The organism is Corynebacterium sp. HMSC036D03 (assembly GCF_001836185.1).
Classification (GTDB): Bacteria; Actinomycetota; Actinomycetes; order Mycobacteriales; family Mycobacteriaceae; genus Corynebacterium; species Corynebacterium simulans.
This window is the reverse complement of record NZ_KV827746.1, coordinates 175,534-201,391: the sequence shown is the minus strand read 5'-3', so window position 1 is coordinate 201,391 and position 25,858 is coordinate 175,534. Positions and strand designations below refer to the sequence as shown.

Below are 25,858 nucleotides of genomic sequence, written 5' to 3'. Positions count from 1 at the left end.
CCCGTAGTGGAGAAAAGCAGGCATTATACTTTTCCGCAGCAGAACCGGGAGGCTCGCATGGCCGCACAACAGGAAGGCACCCGGCTTAGTGCCCGTACCGTGGCACGGTGGGCCATTGTTATTCCAGCATCAGTCGTACTGGGCTGGCTCTTTAGCATGTGGCACGTACCTGCGGCCTGGATTTTGGCAGCGATCCTTTCCTCCGGCGCCATGGCGCTTTTTACCGGGGAAGATCTGCACGTAAACCGGAGTTTTTATAGCCTGTCGCGCGGCTTTATTGGCATCATGGCTGCCATCCCGCTGACCGTGGTTCCGGTGGGCCAATTGCTTGGCTTCCTGCCTGCCGCCCTGACGATCTCCCTTGTCACTCTGATGGTGGGAGTTATCGGCGGCCAACTCTTACACCGCGCACGGCCACAGGATGTCTCTTCCGAAACCGGTATTTTATCTATGCTGCCGGGTGGTGCTTCGCTCATGCCCGCACTTGCCGACGAACTCGGTGCCGACTTCCGCTACGTCGCCCTCACCCAATACCTACGCCTCTTAGTAGTCTCGGTATCGCTACCGGCCGTGGTCGCCCTATTGGACACGCCCGCCGGCAAGGGAGCGGATCTTTCGGTCGACGGAGAAACCACCTGGTGGATAGTTGCCCTAGTGATCGCCATTGCCTTCATCGGCGAAAAGGTAGGCAGGTTCCTCCACCTCCCCGCAGCCGCGGTGCTCGGCCCCTTGCTGCTGACAGTGCTAGCCTCTTTCGTGTTGCCGGAGGGCCACACGCTCGAGCCACTCTACGCCTTTAAGGTGATGGCGTTTTTGTCCATCGGCTGGGTCTGCGGCGGCGGGCTTTCGCTGCCGGCGCTCAAGGCCTTTGCCAAGCAGCTGCCTGCCACAATTTTGTTCATCGTGGTCATTATCGGCATCTGCGCGGCCACCGCCTGGCCGCTGACCATGTGGCTACACATTTCCTACTTCGAGGCCTACCTGGCCACCAGCCCCGGCGCGCTGGAGACCGTACTCGCACTCTCGGCCGAGGGCGGGGCCGGCCCCGCGGTCATCGCAGTCCAGCTCACCCGCCTCATAGCGGTCCTCGTCGTCGCTGGTTATTTGCCACAACTCCTACGCTTGGCAAAGCGTCTGCGCCCCTAGTCAGTCTCCAGTACAGCCTCGCGCAGCACGGACATGGGTACAGAGCCGAGCGCCAGGGCCTCGGAGTGGAAGTCCCGCACGCTCATTCCCTGCTCCACGGCCTCCTGCCTGGTCTGCTGCCATAGGCGCTCGCCCAAGGCATAGGAAGGCGCCTGCCCCGGCCAGCCCAGGTAGCGGTTGACCTCAAAGTTGAGGTTCGCGTCATCCATCGCGGTGTTTTCGCGCATGAAGGTCTTCACGTGGGCCTTATCCCACTTGCCAGAGTTGCTGCAGTCCGGCAGCTTCTTGCCCAAGTGCAATCCGATGTCCACCACAACGCGGGCGGCGCGGAAACGCTGGGCGTCGAGAAGCCCCATGCGGAATCCCGGATCCTCCATATAACCCAGCTCCGCCATGAGCGCCTCAGCGTAAAGCGCCCAGCCTTCGCCGTGGCCCGAGTTCCAGGTCACCGCACGGCGCCACAGGTTGAGATCATCTTGGACCAGCGCAGAACCCAGCTGCAGATGATGGCCCGGCACGCCCTCGTGGTGAACCGTGGTCAGCTCTTGCCAGGTGTGGAAACGCTCCTGGCCAGCCGGAACTGACCACCACATGCGGCCGGGACGCGAGAAATCATCTGAAGGCGGGGTATAAAAGATGCCGCCTGTACCGGCAGGATCGATGCAGCATTCGATATCGCGGATCTGCTCCGGAATGTCGAACTCGGTGCCATCCAAATCCTTGATGACTTTCTCCGCCGTGCCCTGCATCCATTCCACGAGCGCATCGGTGCCCTCCAGCACGTAGCGCTCCTCTTGGTTGAGGTTGCGCATCGCGGCCTTCACGGTGCACTCAGAGCCATACAACTCGTGCGCGATCTTTTCTTGCTCAGCGCGGATTTCTTGGACACGCTCCAGGCCCCACTCGTAGGCCTCATCAAGATCGACGGTATCGCCGACGAAAAGCTTGGAAAACCGCTCATAGCGGTCGCGGCCCACCGCATCCTCGGTGGAAGCCTGCGGCTGTAGTTCATTGGAGAGCCAATCAGCGAACTGCCCAAAAGCGCTCTTTGCCGCCTCGACCTCAGTACCCTCGACGCCAAGGCCCTCCAGCATGGAACCGGCGTCGGCAAGCCGCTCACACTGGACGAAGACTTCGTTGATCTGGCGATGCGGCGGAATCAGGCCATGTGCCGCCGACTCCTGCAAGGAATCCTTGTATCCGCTTAGTGCGCCACCGACCTTGGACAGGCGCGAGCGAATGGCATCAAGCTGCTCAGGGGTATCCTGCGGCATCAGCAGCAAAGTATCGCGAATGGTCTGCACCGGGGAGGCGATGTTGTTGAGGCTGCGCATATCCTCGCCGTGGTGGTGCAAGTCCAGCTCTAGGCAAAGGCGATCGCGCAAGACGGCTGCGGTCACGTAATCCACATCGTCGAAGTCATCTTCATCATCGGACTCGTCAGTGGTGTCATCCAGAGCATCGACGTCAGCGACCATGTCACGGGTGCGGTCAGCAATAGCCGCGTAGTACTCCGGCGAGAAATCCTGCAGCTCGCCTTCGAATCCCGGGATGCCCCACGCCGTTGCTTCGGTAGGGCTTAGCTCCGCAAGATCGTGCACAAAGTTATCGCAGGCCGCGTCCAAGAGGGAAGGATGGCGGCTCTGGTTTGGCTCTGAACTCATGAGGGTGAAGTCTATCCTTTACCTGGAGCCTAGGGCCAACCTAGGCGCCAAACGTTGTCAGCTTGTTAGCTACTTGTTATCCCACTTCATCCCGGGATTAGTCCAACCCGCAAAGGCATCCAGAACCTGCGCTGGCGTTGGCTCAAGCACGATCGCATCCACAAAGCGGCGCTGCACGAAGCCCGCCTCTGACATGCCCGCGTACATGTCCACGAAAGGACGCCAGAATCCGGCGACGTCCACCAAGCCAACGGGGCCGTCGACGTGGCCTAGTTGCTGCATGGTCAGCACCTCCGCGAGCTCTTCGAGGGTGCCCACGCCGCCCGGCAGACACACGTAGCCATCTGCCAAGTCCTCCATGCGGGTCTTGCGCTGCGCCATGGTCTCCACCACTTCAAGTGAGGTCAGGCCAGGATGTGAAAGCTCTAGGTCCACCAGCTGTTCGGGGATCACGCCGGTGACCGTTCCGCCTCCTGCCAGACATGCATCCGCTACCACGCCCATGAGCCCCACGTTGCCGCCGCCGTAAACCAAGTTGATTCCACGATCTGCCAGCTGCCCGCCCAGCTGACGGGCTGCTTCGATATATGCTTCCGAGTTACCGGTGGCCGAGCCGCAATAAACCGCAATTGAATCCATGGACACCACACTATAGAAAGAATCCCTTAGACAATGTTGTCTAATCTTGCGGATACCTGCTAGACAATACGGTCTAGAAAATCTATACTTCTACTTATGCTCAAACCTGGTCCCGTGTTCACTCGCCCGCGCACCCCAGCGGCTAAGTGCCTTCACCTCGTGCGTTTAAACCCCATCATCACGCGCAGTGAGCTCGTCGAGGCGACAGGACTTTCCCAGCCCACCATCACCCGCGCCACCGCGGCACTGCTCCAGGCGGGCCTCGTCCAGGAAAGAAACGATCTCACCCGTTCCCGCGGCCGCGGGCGCCCCACGGTTCCGCTCGAAGTTGCCGAAAATGACTGGATCCTGGCCGGAATCGCCGTGGGCACCTCGCAAACCCACATCGGCTTCTACGACACGCTCGGGCGCACCATCCGCGAAGATGACGTACCTACCCCCGTCGCGCAGCTGAGCGAGGAGGACTTCATCGAGCACATCATGGCCGGCGTCCATCGCCTAAGCGCAGGCCTCGACCGCAAACTGGTCTCCGTGGGCATTACCACCTCCGGCACTGTCGACGCCGCGGGCCGCGTCACCGCCGCAAACCTGGGTTGGGTCGACGTCGACATCGCAGAGCGCCTGCACTATCAGTTCAGCGTGCCCGTTGTGGTTTCCTCCGCCGTGCCCGCAATCTTGGGCTCCGAAACCCAAGCCGCGGAACTTGGAAATACCGATCCGGTTCTAGTGCTTTTTGCGGATGACTCGATCGGCGCCGCGCTTTCCACTGGCGACGAAGTCTCCCAGATCATCCCCCTGCCTTCCATCGCAGAGGTGCCCCACCCAGAGGAAACCTTAACTACCGCCGCCGTGCAGAAAAAGCTAGACAACGTCGATACCTCCGCGCACCGCGAAATCCTCGATGAACGCGCTCGCCATCTAGGCCTTGTCGCGGCACAACTCATCAAGGAACATGAGCCCACCACCGTTGTGCTCGCCGGTGGAGCATTCCTTGATGACCCTGCTGCGCCGAAACGTTTCGCGGCAGTCGTACGAGAAAAAGCCGGAAAGTCCGCCCAGCTACGTCTCATCCCCTCGCATCAGGAGATCGTGGGGGCGATTACCCGCGCAATTGCGCTCGATCCCCTGCTGCGCGTGCCGCTCGAGCTAAAGGCTTAGCCGCGGGAGGAAAGCTCTGCGTCGATGCGCAGGAGGCCAGAGCCATCGTTGCCCACGAGCTTGATCTGGTCGACGATCTCGCTGACGGTGGACTCCTCCTCGATCTGCTCCTCCAGGAACCAGTTGATCATGGAGCGGGAATCCAGATCGCCGGCCGCATCAGCGGTGCGCGCGATCTCGCGAATCTGCTCGGAGACCTTCTGCTCGTGCGCGAAAGCCGCCTCGAAAGCATCCAGCGGGGTAGCTGCCTTGATGGAAGGAACTGAGATGTCAGAAAGCTCAACGCGGTAGCCGCGGTCCAGCAGGTGCTGCGCGAACTTCTGCGCGTGCGCGCGCTCCTCTTCTGCCTGCGCGTAGAACCAGTCGCGCATACCTGGGAAGGAGAGGTTATCCATCTCGTATGCCAGCTGGGTGTAAATAAGAGCAGCGCCGTGCTCGTTGTTGACCTGATTGTTCAGGAGGGTTTGCAGCTTCTCGTCCATGTCAGGAACCTTTCTCTAAGACACCCCGGAAAGTACAATTGCCTATCAAACCGGGGCGATTCATTAAGTGCAACACCAACAATACAGATTTATTTCCGTCGCGCTAGGAAGGTTTGCTTTAGCAAACATGCCGGTCAAGGCAACTTTTTGGGTTGGATCTCCTAACTTTGCTCAGGATATCCACCACTGCATTCCCCCTTAGAACAACCGCGACACAACCAAGCCACGCTTGACGACGCCGCCCTTGCCTAGAACAGCTTCGGCAGTTTCAGGCCCGGAATCGCACCAGAGAAGGCAGCACCGACTGCAGCCAGAATCGCAACAATCGCGGCTACAATGCCGCCGATTGCACCCGCGGAAGAACCCGCGTCAGGCTTTGGATCTGGTTTCGACTCTGGCTTCGGCTCTGGCTTCACTTCTGGCTCAGCAGCCGCCTTGCCATAGGTGACAGTGAGGTCAGTGTTTCCGTCCTCTAGCGGTCCCGGCTCGTAGAAGCCCAGCATCGCGTCGGAGCCAACCTTGGTGATGGACGTCTGTGCATCTGTGGTGGTGTAGGTCTTCTCTGCTGCCGGAACAATTGCTTCGCTCAACTTAAAGGTGGAGATTTCTGCGTCATCCAGGTCGGTTTCAATTGCCTCCTTGCTGCCTGGCCCCTTGGCACCGGTGGTCTTCAAGTCCGCCGTGATGGTGGCATCAGTGCCGGAAACCACCACCTTGATGTCGCTGAACGTCATATCGAGGCCATAGCCGCCATCTGGGCCCATGCCCGGGTGTGCTTTGAAGTGCAGCGAGCCATCAGTGTCGATGGTTCCGTTACCCTTTTCGTCAACCGTGGATGCGGAAGCATTCACTGGAAGCTTGAAAGAATTGTCAGCGAAGACGGCACCATCAGTGGTCTTAATCTCACCCTGCGCAAAAGGCTTTTGCAGGTAGGAAATGAAGGACTCCTTGATGGGCCAGCTGAGCTCACCGGAAGCGAGGGCAGGAATTTCCGCAGCGGAAGCAGTGGGTACTGCGAGAGCACCGGCCACGAGAGTGGTGGCGGTGAGTACAGAGATTGGCTTCATTTAGTTCTCCGAATCAGAAAGAGTGTAGATGAGAGTATGCAAACTGAGCTTTGCTATACCTAACAGAGGTTAGGCAAGGCTAAGCTTAAAGTCAAGACCTGTTTTAGTGTCGCCGATCTAACTCAGCAAAGATGCCCGAATTAAACGCAAAGGCCGCCTGGGCCTCAGAGATAAGCGCCGCCCGCTCTGCTTCTGCCAATCGCATCTCATCAATACGCTGTCGGTAACCATTGCGGTAAGGAGGAATCTTCCCGATCGCGGTGAAGTCGTAGAAGTTAAGCGCATCCGGATCAATCCCATACAGTGCACCCAACCGCGCCGCAATAACCTGGCCGCCGGAAATGTCACCGAGGTAGCGCACATAGTGATGCGCCACAACCTCAACTGCATGCTCAGGTGTAGCCAACTGCTCAAGGCGGGCCACATAAGCCGCGGTAGCCGGCAAGATGCGAACCTTATCACGCCAATCCCCTCCCAGCTGCTGAGTCAGATCGACCTCGAGAGCATCGCGGCGCTCCAAACGCGGATCGGCCACAGCGCCCGCGGTGGCCGTTTCCGCCACAGCACGCACTGTTCGCTCCAATGTCTCATACACAAACCACAGCTGACCGGTCAGATCGGCGACAGCTTTGGCATCTAGCTCTCCCGCCATGAGCCGCTGCATAAAGCTCGATCCCTCCGCCGCCCCGTGGGCACGCGCAGTCTCCTCGCGCAAAGCCAGCGATAACGGTCGATCCAGCGCAATGGTCATAAATTCTCCTTAGAAAAGTAATGCTTACCTAACTTACCGAAACCAACTTAAAGTTAGGGTTACCTAAAAATCAATATTTAAGGAGAAAATCAACCAAAAGAACTACCTGTCTAACTTGCCGCTCAGACGCTCCAAGCGCTGCAAGCTCGCACCATCCAAGCCCCGGAATTCCACCTCGACCCCGCGGTCGGCATACTTTTCCTGCACCGAATCCAGCGTCGCCACCGTGGAGGCATCCCAAATTTCGGCGCCATTTAGGTCAATAACCACGTGCTCTTCCGGCAACGTGTAGTCGAAGGCATAAACCAGATCGTTCGAGGACGCGAAGAAAAGCTGCCCACGCACAAAGTAGGTGTTTCCCTCCAAGTCCACCGACACGAAATGCGCCACGCGGCGAGCAAAAGCCACCGACGCCGCCAGCACACCGGCGACCACACCCACTGCCAAGTTGTGGGTAAGCAAGGTGCCCACCACGGTTACCAGCATGACCACTGTTTCCGAAAGCGGCATAAGCCGCAGCGTGCGCGGGTTAATCGAATGCCAATCCACGGTCGTACCAGCGACAATAATCATCACCGCTACCAACGCCGCCATAGGAATGCGGCCGACGGTCTCCCCCAAGACCACGACGAGGATGAGCAGGAAGACGCCGGCGAGGACCGTCGACAAGCGCGTGCGTGCCTGCGCGCCCTTCACATTGATCATGGTCTGGCCAATCATCGCGCACACACCCATTCCACCAATCAGTGCGGACAAGATGTTTCCCACGCCTTGGCCTAAGGACTCGCGCGTCTTATCGGAGTGCGTGTCCGTAATGTCGTCGACGAGCTTCGCCGTCAGCAGCGATTCCATCAGTCCCACCAGAGCCACGCCAACCACGTAAGGAGCGATGAGCTCGAGCGTCTCCAGATTCAGCGGCACGTTCGGAATAAACAATCCCGGCAGGCTCGTAGGCAGCTCACCTTGGTCGGCCACGTCCGGGACCTTCCACCCGAAAGCAATAGCCAACACCGTGACCACCAGGATGGTCACCAAAGGCGCAGGGATCACCGTGGTCAGCCGCGGCAGCACCAGCATGATCACCAGCCCCATTGCCACCAGCACGTATACCATCCACGGCACATGCTTAAGATGCGGCAGCTGCGCGGTAAACATCATGATGCCCAAAGCGTTGACGAATCCGGTCATCACCGAGCGCGGGATGAAACGCATAAGCTTGGCGACGCCCAGCATCGCCAAGATGATCTGCAAGATGCCGGCCAGCATGATGGTGGCCACCACATAGTCAAGGCCGTGACTGTGCGACAACGGCGCAATAACCAAGGCCACCGCGCCCGCCGCCGCAGAAACCATCGCGGGGCGTCCGCCGGTGAACGCGATGGAGATTGCCATGATCACCGAGGCAAACAAACCTACGCGCGGATCGAGCCCCGCTAAGATGGAAAAACTGAGAACCTCAGGAATCAGCGCCAGCGCTACCGCGAGGCCGCCGAAGACCTCCATACGAAAGCGCGCTGGCGAAGAAAATGCATATTTAAAACTGCCGAGAACAGAAGTAGGTGCGGGTTGTTGAGACACCGCACATACTCTAGCGGCCCCTAGGCCCCTTCCCTAAAAGAACCGTCAACAGTGATAACAGGCAGAACCGACCACGCAAAATTGATCCAGGCATCTGTCTTTTTCCACGAGAAATCCGGCTCAAAGATGGTCGTGGGCTTGGTGTAAATAACGGCTGACTTCACCTCAGCGGCCGTTTCCGCCAGCAGGTTGACCACGAGATCGAGGGTCTTTCCAGAATCGGCCACGTCATCGACCACCAGAACCTTCTTGCCCTGCAAGGATTCGATATCCAGCTGCGGGTTAAGCAGAACTGGCTCGGGCAAGGTCGCACCGATGTCGGTGTAGAACTCCACGTTGATTGCGCCCATTTCTTTGACGCCGATTGCATAGCCGATGGCGCCTGCTGGGATGAGGCCGCCACGGGCCACGCCCACGATGAGATCAGGGAACCACCCAGAATCAATGACTTGTTGGGAGAGCGCTCGGCTTGCCTCGCCGAATGTTTCCCACGTGAGGTTCTCGCGTTCTGAGTTAAACCATTCTGGGACGCTCATGCGGCTTGCCTGCTCCTTCGACCGACGAATCTTTTCGTATAGTCTATCGGAAAGGAACCTCGCCCAAAGTTCTTCTGAGCTTTCTTGTGTGCAAACGGGAGGGATTTCCTGCTAGCTGCTCCACTGCGCGCACCGCGCACATCACGTGCGCTTCCTTAGAGTTCGAGTAAAAGGCCTGCGCTTGTGCGGGCAGCTTGGGGACGGCATGCAAAGGCAAATCGGAGACGGACAGAAGCGTGCCATAAGGAACGCGGTAGCGGTAACCGTTTGCCGCCAGCGTGCAGGACTCCATATCCACCGCCACAGCGGTGGAGTGCTGTAGCCACTCCCACAGGTCGCGGGAGGTGCGCCATTCCCAGTTGCGGTCGTCGGTCGAGAGCACCGTGCCGGTACGCATCAAAGGATTATCGTCACCGTAGACCTCCCGCACGGAGGCCTCCAGCATGCGCTGCACTTCAGGTATAGCGGGAATCGGATTCCCCGCGCCCACCTTGCGGTCGAGAATGTGGTCCTCGCGCTGATAGGCGTTACCCAGGATGAGGTCGCCGATACGCATGCGGCCGTCCAGTCCAGCGCAGTGCCCGATCATGATCCACGCCTCGGGGCGCAGGACAGCAAGGCAGTCCGTGATTGTCTTGGCGTTGGATGGACCAACGCCAATGTTGATCATCGTGATTCCGTCCCCGCTGGCCGTGATGAGGTCAAAGCGTGGCATCTGATAGCGGGAGGTTAGGGTGAGCTCGTCGACGTCGAGAAGCACGGCGTCATTCGAGTGGATCGTCTCCCCAGTAGGCAACACCAGCGCCGTGTAGCGGGAATCCTCTTTGGTGAGCTCGCGCAGGCCAAACTTCACAAACTCCGTGGTGTGCATGGCATAGTTGGTGAACAGGATGTACTTCTGCACCGTGTCGACCTCGATGCCGGTGTAGTGCTCGATGCGCGCGCACGCGATGTCGAAGCGCTGCGGGCCAAAGTGGAAGAGCGGTTTTTCCTTACCGTGGAAGGCCTTCCACTCGCCGTCGATGATGGCATCGTTGACCTCGTCCAGAGTGGGGCGCGGTATCTCACCGCGGTTCTCGGGCACTGAGCCGGCGTCACGGATGTACTCCGGTGGAATGAGCTCATTCGACTGGCCTACGTAAATGTCACAGGGATAGTTCTCCGTCAGCCTTGATAGCTGCTCCGTGAGGTAATCACGCAGGAGCTGAGGTTTGGAAATGACGGCAGAAAAGCGGCCAGCTTGGTCCACATATCCAAAGGGTTCGGAACGGTCGATGGGCTGCCATTCGCGCACGTGCACAGTGATTTTGGGATAGACCACGTGCCTATAACGATCGAAATCCCCCGTCGCGAGGGATTTACGCGCGACGGAGCACGAGCTGTCATAGAGCTCGATGAGATGGCATACTGCCTCTTCAACAAAGTGGGCATGCTGCAGGTCAGTCATGCCAGCGAGTGTAATTCGGGTACACCATTTCGGCAGCTTCAACGGTGCCGGGAAACCGTCGAGGGACCGCTAGACTGCCCCAAGGCTATTGAATTAACGAGGGCCCGCCAGCTGCGCACTGGCGGGCCCTCTCCCCATGACTAATCTTCGGCACCTGGTAAAGAAGTGGAGCGCATCTTCCCAAGTAACCGCCCGTGATTAGGCAAGCCTTAGTTTATAAAACTTTTGGATGATGGTCAAGCGTTTTCCAAAATTTTTAAACTGCTTCATAAAACTGCCCATGACGTGCATAAATGGATCAAGGGTACAATTTTGACACATGGCACCAGATCCGATCGTTGAATTGCGAAACTCAATCTCCGCGCAACTCGGGAAGTTTTGGCGCCCCAGTGAAGACTCACCGCGCTATGGAATCGCAACCCCTGCAACCGCAATCGCGTTGCGCGAGGACGTCTCCCAAGAAATCGCCTCGCGCCTCCACGCACGCCCCGACTCCACGCCCGGAGAAAAGATCCTAGAAGCGGACACCGCAGCCACCCTCCCCCTCGGCGCACGCATCAAACCCCGCGGCATCTTCGAGGACGATTGGTCCGCCCACCCAACGCCGGAGCGGCCCTGGCCAGTAATCCTCATTCACGGCACCTGCGACACTAAAGGCATCTGGCAGCTGCTCGGCACCCAACTCCGCGAGGACGGATGGGCAGTTTTTGCCCCTGACTACGGCAACCGAGCAACCCAGCCCATCCCTGAGTCTTCTCAACAACTGGGCTCCTACATTGATGCAGTCCTCAACGTTACCGGCGTAGAAAAAGCTATCCTCGTCGGTCACTCTCAGGGTGGGCTGTTAGCCCGTTACTGGATGCGCATCGATGGCGGCGCCGAAAAGGTCCGCCATCTCATCTGCCTAAGCTCCCCCAACCACGGCACGACGCAGGGCGGAATCGTCAGCCGACTTGTGCGCAGCGGACGCCAAGAAGCGGTGATGCGCTCCATCATTGATGGTTGGTTCGGACCAGCCGGCATGCAGCAAATCGTCGGAAGTAAGATCCTCCTCGATACAAACGTCGACGGCGACCTCGAGCCCGGCGTGACCTACACGTGCATCGCCACGAAGAACGACGCCGTGGTGGTTCCTCCCGAGACGTGCTTCCTAGACGGCAGCAAGGTCAAGGACGGCACCGTGCGCAACATCTACGTTCAGGACTTCGACAAACGCGCCGTCGTCATGCACGAGGACATGCCACTGGACAAGCGTGTGCACGCCATCGTACGCACGCTCCTTAAGCTCATTAACTAGATGCTCGGCAGCGCTGGCATTGCGGGAAGTAGCCCCGATTTCATGATCGCATGACCGATGATGGCAAACATTCCACCGAGCGCGGTCAAACCCAAGATGTAATTCCATGCTTCAGCGAAGCTGGAGGTCTGTTGCGGTGCTGGTTCCGCACAGGTTTGGGTGGGGTCGCATGTTTGCTCGGCGCTCGCCTGCGGTGCCAAGAGAAGGGAGCTGGAGAGCGCGACAACAAGGGCTAGTTTTCGCATGATTTTTCCTTAGACAAAGTGTTGAGATTTGAGTATTGGTCGATTTAAATGTTGGACAATTTGTATGTGGAGATAAGTGAGTCGATGCCCGTGGGCGGACAGCGCTGCGGCAACACGCACAGCCGGCCATCGATCTCAGCTACCGTGATGTCCCATCCATAAACCTCGGACAAGACCGCATCGGCGTAGACCTCCGGCACGGTTCCGTGGGCCACCACCTTCCCGTCCGCCATGCACACGATGTGATCGCAATACGCGGCAGCAGCGTTGAGGTCATGCAGCACCACAAGGACTACAATTCCGCCTTGCTTAGCCAGTGCTTGGGCCAAGGAAAGTACCTGCTCCTGATGGTGGATATCCAGGGCAGCGGTGGGTTCATCGAGCAAGATAACCGGGGTTTGCTGCGCGAGCACACGGGCCAAAGCAACCCGTGCCCGCTCACCGCCCGACAGCGTAACGACGTCACGGCCGGCCAGATGCGCGACGTCGGCAGCAGCTAAGGCCGCGGCGACGATCTCTTCATCCTCAGCCTCAGATGAAGTGCCCGCCCACGGACTTCGGCCCATCGCAACCACGTCGCGCACTAAGAACTCGAAGGACACTCCAACATCCTGCAGCATCACTGCCCGCAGACGGGCCAGTTCGTTTGGGGAAAGCCCCGTGGGGTCAAGCCCAGCCAGCTGTACGCTTCCGGAGTATTCAAGGTCTCCCGCGACCGCGGCCAATACCGTCGATTTGCCGGCGCCATTCGGCCCGATGAGACCCGTAACCTCGCCAGGTTGTGCGTCGAAAGAAACGGCGTCGACAAGCTTGCGGTGCCCAATTTCAACAGTAAGTCCCCGCACCGAAATCATGAGTGCATCCCCTTTCGCATCATCCGCCGCAACAACACAAAGAAACAGGGGCCACCCACTAGCGCGGTGAAGATTCCGATGGGCAAGTCCGCAAAGGGAATCAGCGTACGTGCAGCAACGTCGGCAAACCCGATGAGTACCGCGCCAGCAAGAGCCGAGGCTGGTAACAAGATTTTGTTCGCAGGCCCCACGATGGTGCGCAACAGGTGCGGCACGATGAGTCCCACGAAACCGATGAGGCCAGCAAAGGACACTGCGCCCGCGGTCAGCACCGCAGAAGCAACGATCGCGGCGATACGCAACCTTTGGACGTTGATGCCGATATGCCCCGCCGCGCGTTCGCCCAAGGCTAAGGCGTCGAGCTGCTCACCCAAGCGGAAAGCCACGAACGCTCCTAATGCAGCCACTGGCAGCACCACCCAGACGTGCTTCCACTGCGCGCCGTTGAGGGATCCCATTTGCCAGAAAATGATCTGCTCCCGGTTGGCGGTGGGCGCCAGATAAACCATGAAGGAGATGACCGCATTGCACACTGCGTTAATAGCGATGCCGGTCAGGATCAGGTTGACAACGGCCACGCGTCCGCCATGGCGAGCGAGTTGATAGATCAACGCGGTAACGGCAAGTGCCGTGAGAAAAGCTGCGGCAGGCACGATGAAGGTGCCCAGCAAGGAGACGTTGAAGACGATGACCACGGCAGCGCCCACGCCAGCGCCGGAGGTCACGCCGATGATGGAGGGCTCTGCCAAGGGGTTGGCAAAGACGGCCTGCATCAAGGTGCCAGCCACGCCAAGCGACGCCCCGACCAAAAAGCCCAGTGCGATTCGTGGAAGGCGAATCTCCCACACCACATTGGCGGACAAGGCCTCTTGGTGCGGACCGCCGGCAAGGATTGGAAACAGATCCTGCACAGGCACGTAGTACTGGCCCAACACGATGGAGACCAGCGCAGCGGCACACAGCAGCACCGCCAGGACGATGAAGACCCACGTTCTTTTGCGCTGGCGCTTCTCAAAAACGTCAGGCTGTGCGTTCAGCGTTGTATTAAGCGTCTGGAGCATAAACTGCCTTCGCCAATTTGATGAGCGTCTGCCCCGTCATCGGCCCGAAAGCCAAGGATTGCCCATCCGGGATGGTGACGATTCTCTGCTTCTTTCCGGCAGTGGTCTGTGCGACACCTGGGCGCTGCATGAGGCCGTCGATTCCGCCGGTCGACTCCAAGCCGTTGGTCATCATGATGATCACCTCGGGGTCGATCTTGGCCAAGGCCTCGGCGTTTGCTGGTTCGGCGTAGGACAGATGGTTTTCGGTTCCGAGATCCACGCCACCGACTCCCTCGATGAGGTCGCGGGCGCCCGTGCCCTCTCCCATGATGAAGAAGACACCACCGTTGCCACGCGCGTAGAGGAATGCCATGCGCATGGGCTCGTCTGGCACCAGCTCGGCGATGGCGGCCTTCGCCTCATCGATTTCCTTAATTGACCTCTCCCCCAGCTCCTTTGCTTCTTCGGGCAGGCCGACGACCCCGCCAAGCTTCGCAATGTCCTCGCCAACCGAATCGATGGTGCGCTGCGGTTCCATGACCACAGTGGTCACGCCAGCGGCGCGAATCTGATCGATTGCGTCGCGCGGCCCGATGGAGTGATCGACAATCACCAGCGTGGGCTCGAGCGAGAGAACAGCCTCAACATTGATATTGTGTCCGCCTTCGGTAACCACCGGCAGATCCTGCAGGTTGGGTTCGGTTGAGGAAACAGTGCGACCGACGATGTTGTCCGCTAGGCCTAAGCCAGTCAGCGATTTGGTGTAGGTGCCATAGATGTCGAGAGCCAAGATGCGCGAGACGTCATTGACGGTCACATCGTTGCCGTCAGCGTCCGTGAGTTCTACTGGCAGCTGCGGTTCCACGGAATCCGCCACTGGTTCGATGTCTTTGAAGTCGCTGACGTTACTTAGTCCGGTAAAGGAACGAGGGTCGCTCACGCTATCTGCTGCGGGCAGTTCACTCGTTAGGTCCTCATACCCGCCTTGGACGCCACACGCGCCGAGAGTCAGCGCGCACACCAGCGTCAGAAAAATAGCGGAGAGTTTTTTCATGTTTTAGGTCTTTTCTCTTTTTAAGCTGGTTAAGCCGGGTTCTGCATGACCAAGCGGCTGGTAGAGCCGCCCGCGATCACGAGTCCGGCGATGAGCAGCAGCAGGTAGGTGCGGGAGTCGCCCCACTCAAAGCCCTTGTCCTGCGCTGCGGCAGACTTGATCTTGAAGTTGCCAGATCCGTCCTGGTAGCCCTGCGACTCGCCGCCTGTCAGCGATGCTGCGTCTGCGTTCTTGCCTGCCGCGCCAGCACCAGTAGATCCGGATTTAGATCCGCCGGAGGTGCCCGCGGCGCCAGAGCCACCGCCTGTGACGGCAGCGCAATCTGCGCTGCCTCCTAGGTCTGCACTGATGGAGAGCGGATCCAGCTGTGTGCCTGGCTCATAGAAACCAGCAAAAGCCTCGGAGCCGGTCTCGCTCAGGGCCACGCTCGCCTCACCTTGTAGGGAGTTTTCTCCCACGTCGAGGGAGCTGAAGCTGAGATCACCGATTACGGTTCGGCCAAAGTCCTTCTTTTCGCCTTCCATGTTGGAAGAGCTGACGTCACCAATCAGCTGCCCGGAGTTGCCGTTGAAGGTGACCGCGAGATTGGAGATATTAAGATCGAGTTTGCCGTGGTGACCGCTAAAGTGCATCGAGCCGGAGTACTGAATGCTGCCTGCGTTCCCGTTTACAGCGCCGGAGTTGCCGTTAAAGGTGAAGCGCTCATTTTCGTAACCCACTGCGTTAAGGTCCCAGCGGCCCTGCGCAATCGAGCCAGTGATGTAGGACTGGAAGGACTTCTTTACACCCCATGCAGCGCTAGCTTGGGTAACGCCAGTGGCCTCGCACTTCTCGTCCCCGTTGCCAGCGCTTCCTGCAGCCGCAGCTCCTGCAGCCTGCGTTCCCGTTTCGGCCTTGGTTCCTGCGGACTGGCTTCCGTTTCCGGAAGCTGTAGACGCACCCGTACTCTTGGTGTCACCACCTTTTTGCGCTGCGCTGTGCGATGCCCCGTTGGAGCCGCCTGCCGCAGTACCACCGGAATTACCAGCGGAATCGCCATAAAAGGACTTGAGCTGGCTCAAGAATTTCTCGGTGTTACCCATGAACGTGGTGATGCCATTCATGGTGTCGTTAGTCTCGGACAGGATTGCCATGGCCTCTTTGTTGAAGCCGGTAAATTTACCAGTGATCGACGTTGGGACATCGCCGGTGCCTTTGCCTGCCGCGCAACTACCATCAAGGCCCACGGTTCCCGAGGAAGGATCCAAGGCTTCGCCGGGCTCGTAGAAGCCGGTGAAGAGGCGATTTCCGCCCTGCGTCAAAGTGGTGGAGCCGGTGAGGTTGACCGAGCCGCTCTCGGGTTTGACCGGATTCTGCAGGTCAATAATCGCAATGACTTCATTGTCACCCCGGATTTCCTGGCCTCGGGCCATGGCGGATCTATCGAGCTCGTAAGAGACGTAGTCCACCGAGATCTCTGCGCGGTTTCCCGAGGCGTGGACTTGGAAGTCGGACAAGTTCATGTCAAGGACGCCGTTGTGCCCCTTGAAACTGAGGTTTCCGTTGAAGGGGATCACCACCGAGTCCCCTTCCACACTGGCCTTTGTCGGCGTGAAGGTAAACGCACCCTGACCGCGTTCATCACCTGTGAAACCAATGCCATTTGCGCCCCACGAACCATGTGCAATGTTGCCTTTGATGTAGTTGCGGAATGATTGCTTAATTCCCCAGTTCCAGGTGCAGTTTTCTGCCGCATGGGCTGTTTGGGGTGTCAGCGCAGCGGCCGGACCTGCAACCAAGAACGCGGAGGCAAGGCATGCAAGAAGGGTTCTTTTCATGAGAGTGAGTCACCTTAACGAAGAGATTTAGATAGGCTAGGCTTACTTAATGCATGTTATACTTACCTAACTTAAAAGGCAGGCGTCAACCGTGTACCCCTCTTTGACCACAGAAAACACCCCCTCCGTGGACGCTTTCCGCAACATTTACCCCGATGTAGATCCAGCAGTCGGCCTACCGCTCACGGTAGGCGAACGCATCGCCATCGCCGTGGCCGTAGCCACTCTCGTATTCGGCGGAGCAACCGGGAACCTCATCGTTGGGGCCGCTGGGCTCGCATTTGTCCTTTTCTGCGCCGTGGCTCAAACGCACAAACCGCAGCGCCGCATCCGCGCGGAAGCACGCGGGCGCTTCCCCAACCTCAATTGGTATGAAAACACCACCGTGGCATCCGGCTACGTCATCCCCTCCCTGTGGTTGTTGATCATCGCGGGCACGCTGGCGGCGTGGTGGTTCACGCCGGTCAAGTACTTACTTCACGTAGGTGTACTCAGTGCACTCGTTGCGGCACTCATCATTTGGTTTATGCCGGGACTGAACCCTATATGGACAGCTCGTCGAGCAGCTCGTCAAAAGCCGGACCAACCTGCGTCCGCCACAGCGTATCCACACGATTATCCCCACGCCCCGGACCACCGTTAATCACGGATACCCGCTTACCCGCTTTCTTGGCGTCGAGCACAAAACGGAAACCGCTCATCACGGCCAGCGAGGAGCCCACCACCAGCAGGGAGCGCGATCCAGCCAGAATCTCATAGGCCGCATCCTTCTTCGCGGCCGGAACCGGTTCCCCAAAGTAGACCACGTCCGGCTTGAGGAGCAGTGAGCCGCACACAACGCAGGGCGGCATCACAAACTCATCGACGGCCTCCTGCGAAAGCGCCACGTCACCGTCCGGGTTGACCTGGTCCTCGCTGACCCCCCAGCGCGCTAAGAAGCCCGGGTTGAGGGTCTCCGCGCGGACATCGAAAAGCTCGCGCTCTTCCACGTTCCCGCAGTTCAGGCAAACCACGTGCTTCATGTCACCGTGCAAGGCAACGACATTTTTCTGCCCCGCCTCCTTGTGGAGGCCATCGACGTTCTGCGTGACAAGCCCACTGAGCAGCCCGGCGCGCTCGAGCTCCACCAAGGCGTAGTGCGTGCGATTCGGGCGCGCAGTATCCATCACGCGCCAGCCCACAAAGGCACGCGCCCAGTAGCGGTGCGAGGCCGCGGGATCGTGCCGAAACTCCTGGTAAGTCATGGGTCGATGCCTGCTCAACGAACCTTTCGGGCCGCGATAATCCGGCACGCCCGACTCCGTGGACACCCCCGCCCCCGTGAGCACCATGACGCCACCTGCACGCAGTTGCTTGGCGACGTCGCTAAGCGCAAGCCCTGGCTGCGTCGGTTCCGCGGTCTCCGTGACGACGCGCTCAATAGAACGCAACGCGGACTTGTGGGCTAATTCAACGGCGGGATCCATGCCTCCAATTTAGGACAACTCGGGCCAAGCTAGGGAAGGGTCTCCACGTAGAGCCAATCCGAATCCAACTCTCCGTGGCGCGAACACTTCGTGCTCCATCCGTCCGGGCGGACCTGCGCCACCATGCGGCGGCCACAGATCTGGCAAAAACGCGGCACGTCCAAGCCGGCGGCCGCCGCTGGATGCAGGTGCGCGTCTTTAAACGGCTCGCCGGTATTCGGATGGAAGATTGGCTCCTCCCCTGCCAATACGGCAGCAGCCAACTCATCCATTACAGAGCCTTGATCGGCAGATCGATGCGGCCCAGCATGTCGACGTCCTTTTCAATCTGACGGCCAAGCGTGGTCAGGTAGTTGCCCGCAATGATCGCGTTGATGCCGCCGAGCAGACCCTTCTCCGTGCCGTCGTCGCCAAGCGAAAGCTCGCGGCCGCCTGCAAAGCGCAAGGTCACAGCCGGCATCGCCAAGCGGAAAGCGGCAACGGCGCGCAGCGCTTCACCCAGCGGAACCAGCGGGTAATCCGCAAATGGGGTGCCAGGGCGCGGATCGAGGAAGTTCATTGGGACCTCGCAAGGCTCGATCTGCGCGAGCTGGTACGCGAACTCGGCGCGATCCTCCAAGGACTCACCCATACCGATGATGCCGCCGGAGCATACTTCCATGCCCACCGCGCGCACGTTCTCCAGGGTCTCCTTGCGTTCATCCCAGGTATGCGTAGTCACCACGTTGGGGAAAAAGGAACGGGAGGTCTCCAAGTTGTGGTTATAGCGCTGGGCACCCATGTCCTTCAGGCGCTGCGCCTGTTCGCGGGTCAGCGTGCCAAGGGAACAAGAAATCTCGATATCGACTTCATCCAAAATCGCTGGGATTGCCTCCGCGACCTGGGAAAGCAAGTTCTCATCCGGCGACTTTACAGCGGCAACGATGCAAAACTCCGTCGCACCAGTCTTGGCGGTCTTCTTGGCGGCCTCCACCAACTCCGGAATGTTCAGGCGGGCCGCACGCACCGGGGATTCAAAAAGACCGGACTGTGAGCAGAAATGACAATCCTCCGGGCAACCGCCGGTCTTAATCGAGATGATTCCCTCCACGGAAACATCCGGGCCACACCACTTCAGGCGAGTCTGGTGCGCAATGTCTGCGATTTCCTCGAGCTGCTCATCCGGAACCTGCAGCACTTCCAGCAATTCTTCTTGGCTGAGACCAATTCCCTGGCCTAGGGCTTTATCACGGGCGATATCGATAATGCTCATGGAGAGCAGCGTACTTGAACGTCGTTCAATTTTTGTTAAAAGAACCGAAATTTCACCCGGCGACTACCCTTAAACGCATGACGCTTTACGACGACACCCTGGAACTACTGCAAGAACTCATCCGCAATGCCTGCGTCAATGACCTCACGCCGGACTCCGGCAACGAGGTGCGCAACGCCGACACCTTGGAGAAGTTCTTCGCGGGCACCGACGTCTCCATCGCGCGTTATGAATCCCACCCCTCGCGCGTAAGCATCGTTGTCACCGTCCCAGGCGATCCAGAAAAAGAGCCGCTTACCCTCATGGGACACACGGACGTGGTTCCCGTTGACGAGCCAAAGTGGACCAAGCCGCCTTTCGACGCCCTCATTGAAGACGGCAAGCTCTACGGCCGCGGCGCCGTCGACATGCTCTTTATTACCGCCTCCATGGCGGCGGTCACCCGCAAGATTGCTCAGGAGGGCAACCCGGGCGGCACCCTTGCATTCGTAGGCATGGCCGACGAAGAAGCCCGCGGCGGGCTCGGAGTGAAGTTCATGTCGGAGCAGCACCCGGATGCGTTTTCGTGGAAGAACTGCCTGTCCGAGACCGGCGGTAGCCACCTACCCGACGCAGTGGGCTTTAATGTGGGCGAAAAGGGCGCCGGCCAGCGCCGCATCCACGTGCATGGCGACGCCGGCCACGGATCCACGCCCTATGGCAAGGACTTTGCAATTTTGAAGATCGGCGAGGTCGCACGCCGCATCGCCGCTGCTGAACCGCCGGTTGCTTCGAATGAGATCTGGGAGGGATTCGTCAAGACCTTCAAGTTCGATCCAGAAACAGAGGCGGCACTAATTGCAGGTACCGGCGATTACTCGAAGTTCGGCGATCTTGCCGCGTACGCTCACGCCTTTAGCCACACCACCATCGCCGAGACCGTCCTACGTGCTGGCGGCGCAATCAACGTGCTGCCTTCCCACGCCTACCTGGAGATGGATATCCGCCCCTTCCCAGGCCAGACCCAGGATGAGCTCGATGACTTCCTGCGCGAGGCGCTAGGAGATCTTGCAGACGAGGTTGAAATCGAGCACCTGATTACGGAAGACGCCACGCAATCTTCTACCGATACGAAGCTCTGGCACGCGATTGAGGCAACCTCCAAAGAGTTCTTCCCTGATAAAGATGTGGTTCCAGTCCACGCCACGGGTGGTTCCGATCTGCGTTTCGCGCGCCGTATGGGCGGCAACGCCTATGGCTTTGCCATGCACGCCGAAGCCCGCGATATGGCGAGCGCCAACTCCCAGCTACACAGCCACGACGAACATCTTTATCTCGAGGATTTGGAGCTTACAGTACGCGCTTATGACTCACTTGTAACACGCTTCCTCTCTTCCGAAAAGTAGGTCACTACCTGGGAAAATCGGCGTCGGCAAGCCGTGTCCGGGGCATGTTTTAAAGTGTGATTCGTAAGTTAGTTCGAAACACTTTAACGGTGAGGAACCTCTTGCTATGAAAGTGCCCTACCACTCTCACACCAACCCCGAAGACGAAATAGCCCAAGCCGCCGCACAAATCCGGCATGCAGAGCTGCGCTTCTGGCGCGAGCATCTGCCGGAATTCGATAACGAAATTGAGCTCGCGGTGCAGAGAATGTTTTCTGCCACCGGCGTTAGCCCTACGCGCATATCCAAAATTTTCATGGCTTTAGATCGCCTCGAATCCATGCCAGAACTACATGCTCTCCAAGAGCGCTACCTCCACCTAGATTTAGATCGGCTTATCGCCATCAACGAGTCCTTAGACAAGCTTGGGGAACCGCTTGCCGACGCCCTCGCCCGCATCGACGCAGGCATCACCAAGTACCTCACGCCAAAGCGTGCGAACCAAGTCCCGCCCACGCAAGCAAATATCAAGCGCAAACTCAATGAGCTCATTAGCGCCGAAGATGACACGATTGCCCTGCAAGATACGCGCCGCCATGGTCGATACAGCACCGACCCATTCTCCGTAACGCTGGAAGCAGATCCAGAAACCATCGCGAGCGTCGACCAGGCGGTACGCGCCTTCGCCGAGGCCGAGCAGATTCCACTCGCTCAGGCCATGACGCGCCTCATCCTCGGCGAGGCCAAGCCAAAGGTTATCCTGCACACCTACCAAGCAACTGACATCCCCGGCGCGCCAACCTTCATCCAAGGCCACGGTTGGTCCCGTACTCCCGTGTCCCCTTCGGAGGTCCACGAGGTCGACCCATACGCCGAGAGCAAGAACTACATCACTCCGGCGAACATCCGAAAGTATGTTGAGGGCCGCGACGGCACCTGCCGCTACCCGGGCTGCAACCATCCGGCCTATAAATGCCAAACGGACCATCGCGTCAATTTCGCCGACGGTGGCCCAACAACCCCCGCAAACCTTGCTTGCTTGTGCCAACACCACCACAACATCAAGACGGATGGCACAGCCTTCTACATCATGGACCCATACACCGGGGATATCTTCTGGCTCTTCGAAGATGGGACGTGGAAAGCCACCGAGCCCACCGGCCCCATCGCGGAGAAGAACTGGACGCAGACTTTCGCGCAGGCCATCGCAAGTAGGCGCCGCCGTGCCCACGAGCAGGCCGCTGCTTTAAAGGAGGAGATAAAGAGCTAGTCACAACCATGCCTCGCACACTGCTTTGATTGCTGCCGCGGGACCTATCTTTAGCCTGCTCAGCGGTATCATCTGCTCGCTGCTACAACCGAGACGCCTGGTGTGGATCTGGTTCAGCTTTGCTTCCATCATGGAAGGCGTGTGTTATTTCGTCATCACGCCCGCTGGCGCTGGTGACACAGCAACGGTTGTGGATGCACTCGGTTGGCCCGCATGGGTGCAATTAGTCATGTGCGCGGTGGGTGTGGCAGGCATGTTCGCCACCGCTTGGCACTTTGCGCCGTACATCAAGCGCTTCGCCGGGGATGACCGCAAAGCCCAGTGGGCAATGGCATTCTGGCCGTGGCTCATTGGCGCCGCAGCGATGTGTGCTCTGCAGCTACTTTATGTTGCTGTCAGTAACGTATCGCTGAGTATCGGCGAAAAATCCTCGTCGGCATTTCCGACTTCGGCGTGCTCACCTTCGCCCCGATGGGTTTCATCTTCCGCGGCCGGTGGAGCGAGGTTGAACAAGAACCGCTGCGAACAAACCTCATTGGCGGAATCATCGTGCTTGTTGCCTTGATTTCAGTGAATATCTGGATCTCTACTTAAAACAAAAATTCCATTTATAATTTTTGCATGAAAAAGATCTCTTTCATTCTTATCGCCGCACTTCTTTCTGGTTGCTCCCAGCAAGAACCCGCAGCACCAAAGCCGCCAGTTTCCGCCCACGATCACATTCTCGCTGCAGAAGATGCGCCAGAAGGATACGAGTATTCAAACATCAACGAGCTAATGAGCACCGAAGACCAAGCTCTCACCGAGGACCTCGTCTCCAGCGACTCCGAAAAGACCACGACCCCCGAGCAATGCGCACCGCTTGCCACCTCAGCGATGGATTTCATCGCCAAGATTTACAAGAATCCGGATACATTCTCCGCCGCCGATTTCAGCGCCGGGGACGTAAATGCCACGGTCTCTCTCAGCACGAACCCAGAGACGCTCCCCTTCCCCGCTGACCTCGCGGAGTGCGCTTCCTTTTCCAATGACGTCAGCGGAATCGTCAGCGATTACTCCACTACACCGCTCGACATGCAAATCGAAGGCGCCGAAAACCTGCAGGCCGCAAAGGTAACCATCGAAAGCGCCGGAAATCCACTAGTCGGCGAGCCCGGGGAGAGCGAATTCGTGGCGCACGCGCTTGTCGACGGCGCCGTCGTCAGCGTCAGCTCGCACGATGAGCAAGCACTCCGCCAGCTCATGGAAAAGCAAGTAAATAAGGTGGCAAACCGCTAAGACAACGGCGGGAATTCATCCAAGGAAAAAACGGATTCCACCGACACTCCAAAATACTGCGCAATACGCAAAGCAAGATGCAACGACGGTGCAGACTCGCCGCGCTCTAGGTACCCAATCGTCTGATAGTGAATGCCTAGGGCCTCGGCGAGTTCACGCCGGCTGATTCGCCGGTCAGTACGCATCACAGCGATGCGGTTGTGAACTATGTCTTCAGTCATTTCTAAATTCCGATTTGGGCCCGAGTCTTGGATTGGATATTGGCGAGGGAGCCAAAAGTCTCCTTGCGGAAGCTATAGCGTAGCAAGGCAATAACAACTATAAATCCAACGATGATCCAAGTAAGAAGAACCCCCACAGCTAGCACAGGGGTGAATTCTCCGCCGTACTCCCACTGCGCAGGATTATCCGAGATCCACCGCGATAGGTGTCCGGACCAGTAGAAGGGCAGGATGAGCTGCGGAATCTGTATCCAGCGAGGAACGTCAGCCAAGGAGATAAAGCTGCCGCTGGTAGAAAACAGCGCTATGACGATGGCATAACCGACAAGCTGTGAATATGTCCCACGCATGAACGCACCGAGCACCAGCCCCAAAGGTGCTGCGGCTAGATTCGAGAGCAAAGCGATGCCCAGCATGGGAACAATACGACCCCATGAAATTTCTAGGTTCGGCAAGATAAAAAGTGCGGCAAAGAGCAGTACTGCCTGCATGATGAATACGACGCTTACACAAGAGATTGTCTTGCCGATTGCCCACACCCACGAGCCATTAGGCAACATTCGCGCGCGCACTAAGGCGCCGCCTAATCTGTCGCTATAGAACTCGGCAGCAATCTGCATTATCACGAACGTCGAAAAGCTGCCGACCAAACCAGCGAGAATTACCGACGAAGTCGAAGTTTGCTCAATCATCTCCTGCGAGCTTTGGCGAACCATCACCACGATAAACAGAACGGGCGCGAACACCATGAACGCTCCGACGCCTACAAGCTGCGGCCGAATGTCACTTGCCGCCTGGCGGAGGGCTGCTTTGAAGATTTTCATTACTGTTCCCCATTCTTTTTCACGATGGAAAGGTAGGCATCCTCTAGCGTCGGACGCGTCACGGTTAATTCAGAGATGGAACTAAGAGGAAGGCTCTGCAGAAATTTCTCTGGCGTTTCCGTGGCATGAACGTTGCGCACCCCATCTGCAACCCACGAGACCTCCGCAGTTCCCAAATGTGCTGAGCGCAGCTGCATAGGGCTGCCGTTTGCTAAGACTTTTCCCTCACCCAAGATGATGATTCTGCTGGCGAGCTTTTCAGCTTCAGCGAGATCGTGGGTGGTCATAAGGACCGTGGTAGAACGATCCACGTGGTCCATAATCACGTCGTGCATTTGTGTCTTCGAGACCGGATCGAGCCCCGTCGTCGGCTCATCTAGGAGTAACAACTCAGGCCCACCGATGAGCGCTGCCGCAAAATCTAGGCGACGCCGCTCGCCACCGGACAGGCTCGAAATCTTCTGATTTTCCTTATCCCCTAAAGACACCAACTCAAGCGCCTGCTCAACCCCCATTGCTGCCGGTGAGTGGGTTTCATGGATGCCACCAACCCATGCCAACTGGTCTTTAACGCGCCACTTGGGGTGGTCGGACCAATTCTGCTGAACCAAACCCACACGAGACCAGAACCCGGCCTTTACCCTGCGAGGGTCCTGCCCGAAAACACGAACCCTGCCGGCAGTTGGAGTCAACGTGCCCACAATGTTTTCCAGCAGCGTGGTCTTTCCCACACCGTTTGGGCCAAGCAAGCACACCACCTCGCCGGGGTCAACATGCAAGTCCACTCCGCCCAGAGCTTTCTTCGCACCATAGGAGAAAGCCAGGCCGTCGATTTCAATTACTCGAGTCATTACACTCCCTTCGGTTCAATCCTCACTAAAGAAGATAGCACATGTACTACATATTGGAAGGGGGTTACTTCATGTCCTGATAAGCTCGTCTCCATGCCAACACAAGAAATTCACGTAAGCGCTGTCATTTTCCACAACTCAGAAGGCCATGTCCTTTGCGTGCGAAAGAAAAACACCACCGCGTTTCAGTTTCCGGGTGGTAAGCCAGACCCCGACGAAACGCCCCTCCAAGCTGCAGTGCGCGAGGTAGGAGAGGAAATTGGCGTCACGCTTGATGGTGCCCTACTTAGCCCACGCGGCACCTTCCGCGCAGCCGCCGCCAACGAGGAAAATCATGAGGTCATTGCAGATGTCTTCAGCTATCCATCCCCTGTCATCCCAAACATTGCAGCGGAGATTGCCGAGTACGCATGGGTAGATTTGGCCGAACCTCACGTTGAACTCGCACCGCTTCTGAAAACCCCTGCACTACGCGAGAAGCATTGTTAGATTGCGGTCATGAGCAGCACAGAGCGATATGTTGAAGATGCTGTCCTTGGCCGAGTAAACCTTCC

General features: G+C 58.3%; 28 protein-coding genes. 9 read left to right on the top strand and 19 right to left on the bottom strand.

Annotated features, from left to right (window positions below; genetic code table 11):
- Positions 1 to 57 precede the first annotated feature (57 nt).
- A complete protein-coding gene (locus HMPREF2692_RS09295) occupies positions 58 to 1,146 on the top strand; it encodes an AbrB family transcriptional regulator (RefSeq protein WP_070433352.1) in 1,089 nt (362 codons plus the stop codon).
- On the opposite strand, the gene HMPREF2692_RS09290 is transcribed toward HMPREF2692_RS09295, so the two are convergent.
- Both HMPREF2692_RS09290 and HMPREF2692_RS09285 read right to left on the bottom strand, forming a co-directional pair.
- Positions 1,143 to 2,810, bottom strand: coding sequence for a DUF885 domain-containing protein (locus HMPREF2692_RS09290; RefSeq protein ID WP_070455699.1), 1,668 nt, complete (start codon positions 2,808 to 2,810; stop codon positions 1,143 to 1,145). The genes HMPREF2692_RS09295 and HMPREF2692_RS09290 overlap by 4 nt on opposite strands.
- 69 nt (positions 2,811 to 2,879) lie before the next feature.
- On the bottom strand, positions 2,880 to 3,449 hold the full coding sequence (locus tag HMPREF2692_RS09285) for an LOG family protein (RefSeq protein ID WP_062039239.1): 570 nt from the start codon (positions 3,447 to 3,449) through the stop codon (positions 2,880 to 2,882).
- A 96-nt stretch (positions 3,450 to 3,545) separates the two neighbouring features.
- Between HMPREF2692_RS09285 and HMPREF2692_RS09280 the strand changes: the two genes are divergently transcribed.
- Positions 3,546 to 4,607, top strand: coding sequence for an ROK family transcriptional regulator (locus HMPREF2692_RS09280; RefSeq protein WP_070455701.1), 1,062 nt, complete (start codon positions 3,546 to 3,548; stop codon positions 4,605 to 4,607).
- On the opposite strand, the gene HMPREF2692_RS09275 is transcribed toward HMPREF2692_RS09280, so the two are convergent.
- The 6 genes from HMPREF2692_RS09275 to amn all read right to left on the bottom strand — a co-directional run bounded on the left by HMPREF2692_RS09275 (position 4,604) and on the right by amn (position 10,468).
- Entirely contained in the window at positions 4,604 to 5,089 is a 486-nt protein-coding gene (locus HMPREF2692_RS09275) for a ferritin (RefSeq protein ID WP_070433350.1), read from the bottom strand. The genes HMPREF2692_RS09280 and HMPREF2692_RS09275 overlap by 4 nt on opposite strands.
- A 248-nt stretch (positions 5,090 to 5,337) precedes the next feature.
- Positions 5,338 to 6,156, bottom strand: coding sequence for an HtaA domain-containing protein (locus HMPREF2692_RS09270; RefSeq protein ID WP_062036334.1), 819 nt, complete (start codon positions 6,154 to 6,156; stop codon positions 5,338 to 5,340).
- Positions 6,157 to 6,259: 103 nt separating this feature from the next.
- Positions 6,260 to 6,907, bottom strand: coding sequence for a biliverdin-producing heme oxygenase (locus tag HMPREF2692_RS09265; RefSeq protein WP_070455702.1), 648 nt, complete (start codon positions 6,905 to 6,907; stop codon positions 6,260 to 6,262).
- 102 nt (positions 6,908 to 7,009) lie between these two features.
- Positions 7,010 to 8,410, bottom strand: coding sequence for a SulP family inorganic anion transporter (locus tag HMPREF2692_RS09260; RefSeq protein WP_061919935.1), 1,401 nt, complete (start codon positions 8,408 to 8,410; stop codon positions 7,010 to 7,012).
- 95 nt (positions 8,411 to 8,505) lie between these two features.
- Positions 8,506 to 9,021: a phosphoribosyltransferase gene (locus tag HMPREF2692_RS09255; RefSeq protein ID WP_061919934.1), complete on the bottom strand. Its 516-nt coding sequence runs from the start codon at positions 9,019 to 9,021 to the stop codon at positions 8,506 to 8,508.
- Between the two features lie 43 nt (positions 9,022 to 9,064).
- Positions 9,065 to 10,468, bottom strand: coding sequence for an AMP nucleosidase (gene amn, locus HMPREF2692_RS09250; RefSeq protein ID WP_070497478.1), 1,404 nt, complete (start codon positions 10,466 to 10,468; stop codon positions 9,065 to 9,067).
- 319 nt (positions 10,469 to 10,787) lie between these two features.
- Between amn and HMPREF2692_RS09245 the strand changes: the two genes are divergently transcribed.
- Entirely contained in the window at positions 10,788 to 11,765 is a 978-nt protein-coding gene (locus HMPREF2692_RS09245) for an esterase/lipase family protein (protein WP_083291043.1), read from the top strand.
- Here HMPREF2692_RS09245 and HMPREF2692_RS09240 read toward each other — a convergent pair.
- From HMPREF2692_RS09240 to HMPREF2692_RS09220, 5 genes are read right to left on the bottom strand one after another with little or no spacing between them, the layout of a single operon-like run.
- Positions 11,762 to 12,010, bottom strand: a complete 249-nt coding sequence (locus HMPREF2692_RS09240; protein WP_070433347.1) for a hypothetical protein — start codon at positions 12,008 to 12,010, stop codon at positions 11,762 to 11,764. The two genes, HMPREF2692_RS09245 and HMPREF2692_RS09240, sit on opposite strands and share 4 nt — an antisense overlap.
- A 44-nt stretch (positions 12,011 to 12,054) precedes the next feature.
- The gene (locus tag HMPREF2692_RS09235; RefSeq protein WP_070497476.1) at positions 12,055 to 12,864 is read right to left on the bottom strand and encodes a heme ABC transporter ATP-binding protein; all 810 of its coding nucleotides are present in this window, start codon (positions 12,862 to 12,864) and stop codon (positions 12,055 to 12,057) included.
- Positions 12,861 to 13,925 (bottom strand): FecCD family ABC transporter permease, encoded by a 1,065-nt coding sequence (locus HMPREF2692_RS09230; protein ID WP_061919926.1) that lies wholly within the window; start codon positions 13,923 to 13,925, stop codon positions 12,861 to 12,863. The genes HMPREF2692_RS09235 and HMPREF2692_RS09230 overlap by 4 nt, the downstream gene beginning before the upstream one ends.
- Positions 13,909 to 14,961 carry a heme/hemin ABC transporter substrate-binding protein gene (locus HMPREF2692_RS09225; RefSeq protein ID WP_070497474.1) on the bottom strand — a complete coding sequence of 351 codons (1,053 nt, stop codon included), beginning with the start codon at positions 14,959 to 14,961 and terminating at the stop codon, positions 13,909 to 13,911. The genes HMPREF2692_RS09230 and HMPREF2692_RS09225 overlap by 17 nt, the downstream gene beginning before the upstream one ends.
- A gap of 29 nt (positions 14,962 to 14,990) precedes the next feature.
- Positions 14,991 to 16,778 carry an HtaA domain-containing protein gene (locus HMPREF2692_RS09220; protein WP_070455709.1) on the bottom strand — a complete coding sequence of 596 codons (1,788 nt, stop codon included), beginning with the start codon at positions 16,776 to 16,778 and terminating at the stop codon, positions 14,991 to 14,993.
- A 91-nt stretch (positions 16,779 to 16,869) separates the two neighbouring features.
- On the opposite strand from HMPREF2692_RS09220, the gene HMPREF2692_RS13000 reads away from it, so the two are divergent.
- Complete coding sequence (locus HMPREF2692_RS13000; RefSeq protein ID WP_141740995.1) at positions 16,870 to 17,421, top strand: hypothetical protein; 552 nt, start codon at positions 16,870 to 16,872, stop codon at positions 17,419 to 17,421.
- On the opposite strand, the gene HMPREF2692_RS09215 is transcribed toward HMPREF2692_RS13000, so the two are convergent.
- Genes HMPREF2692_RS09215 through bioB form a run of 3 tightly spaced genes read right to left on the bottom strand, consistent with a single transcriptional unit; the run spans position 17,321 to position 19,496 of the window.
- Positions 17,321 to 18,244 carry a Sir2 family NAD-dependent protein deacetylase gene (locus HMPREF2692_RS09215; protein WP_062036340.1) on the bottom strand — a complete coding sequence of 308 codons (924 nt, stop codon included), beginning with the start codon at positions 18,242 to 18,244 and terminating at the stop codon, positions 17,321 to 17,323. The two genes, HMPREF2692_RS13000 and HMPREF2692_RS09215, sit on opposite strands and share 101 nt — an antisense overlap.
- 29 nt (positions 18,245 to 18,273) lie before the next feature.
- Positions 18,274 to 18,516 carry a biotin synthase auxiliary protein BsaP gene (locus tag HMPREF2692_RS09210; protein WP_061919918.1) on the bottom strand — a complete coding sequence of 81 codons (243 nt, stop codon included), beginning with the start codon at positions 18,514 to 18,516 and terminating at the stop codon, positions 18,274 to 18,276.
- Positions 18,516 to 19,496 (bottom strand): biotin synthase BioB, encoded by a 981-nt coding sequence (gene bioB / locus HMPREF2692_RS09205; protein WP_070455713.1) that lies wholly within the window; start codon positions 19,494 to 19,496, stop codon positions 18,516 to 18,518. Before bioB ends, HMPREF2692_RS09210 begins: the two co-directional genes overlap by 1 nt.
- 77 nt (positions 19,497 to 19,573) lie before the next feature.
- Here bioB and HMPREF2692_RS09200 point away from each other — a divergent pair, with 77 nt between their 5' ends.
- The 4 genes from HMPREF2692_RS09200 to HMPREF2692_RS09185 all read left to right on the top strand — a co-directional run bounded on the left by HMPREF2692_RS09200 (position 19,574) and on the right by HMPREF2692_RS09185 (position 23,408).
- Complete coding sequence (locus HMPREF2692_RS09200) at positions 19,574 to 20,881, top strand: M20/M25/M40 family metallo-hydrolase (protein WP_062036344.1); 1,308 nt, start codon at positions 19,574 to 19,576, stop codon at positions 20,879 to 20,881.
- A gap of 106 nt (positions 20,882 to 20,987) precedes the next feature.
- A complete protein-coding gene (locus HMPREF2692_RS09195) occupies positions 20,988 to 22,130 on the top strand; it encodes an HNH endonuclease signature motif containing protein (RefSeq protein ID WP_070823441.1) in 1,143 nt (380 codons plus the stop codon).
- Positions 22,131 to 22,155: 25 nt separating this feature from the next.
- Positions 22,156 to 22,695, top strand: coding sequence for a hypothetical protein (locus HMPREF2692_RS09190; RefSeq protein ID WP_070455716.1), 540 nt, complete (start codon positions 22,156 to 22,158; stop codon positions 22,693 to 22,695).
- 56 nt (positions 22,696 to 22,751) lie between these two features.
- On the top strand, positions 22,752 to 23,408 hold the full coding sequence (locus HMPREF2692_RS09185; RefSeq protein ID WP_049151475.1) for a YdgH/BhsA/McbA family protein: 657 nt from the start codon (positions 22,752 to 22,754) through the stop codon (positions 23,406 to 23,408).
- Here HMPREF2692_RS09185 and HMPREF2692_RS09180 read toward each other — a convergent pair.
- From HMPREF2692_RS09180 to HMPREF2692_RS09170, 3 genes are read right to left on the bottom strand one after another with little or no spacing between them, the layout of a single operon-like run.
- Complete coding sequence (locus tag HMPREF2692_RS09180; protein ID WP_049062476.1) at positions 23,405 to 23,629, bottom strand: helix-turn-helix transcriptional regulator; 225 nt, start codon at positions 23,627 to 23,629, stop codon at positions 23,405 to 23,407. The two genes, HMPREF2692_RS09185 and HMPREF2692_RS09180, sit on opposite strands and share 4 nt — an antisense overlap.
- A 2-nt stretch (positions 23,630 to 23,631) precedes the next feature.
- A complete protein-coding gene (locus HMPREF2692_RS09175) occupies positions 23,632 to 24,453 on the bottom strand; it encodes an ABC transporter permease (RefSeq protein WP_062036348.1) in 822 nt (273 codons plus the stop codon).
- A complete protein-coding gene (locus HMPREF2692_RS09170; protein ID WP_070455719.1) occupies positions 24,453 to 25,304 on the bottom strand; it encodes an ABC transporter ATP-binding protein in 852 nt (283 codons plus the stop codon). Before HMPREF2692_RS09170 ends, HMPREF2692_RS09175 begins: the two co-directional genes overlap by 1 nt.
- A 93-nt stretch (positions 25,305 to 25,397) precedes the next feature.
- On the opposite strand from HMPREF2692_RS09170, the gene HMPREF2692_RS09165 reads away from it, so the two are divergent.
- On the top strand, positions 25,398 to 25,793 hold the full coding sequence (locus tag HMPREF2692_RS09165; RefSeq protein ID WP_049151471.1) for an NUDIX hydrolase: 396 nt from the start codon (positions 25,398 to 25,400) through the stop codon (positions 25,791 to 25,793).
- Positions 25,794 to 25,858 lie beyond the last annotated feature (65 nt).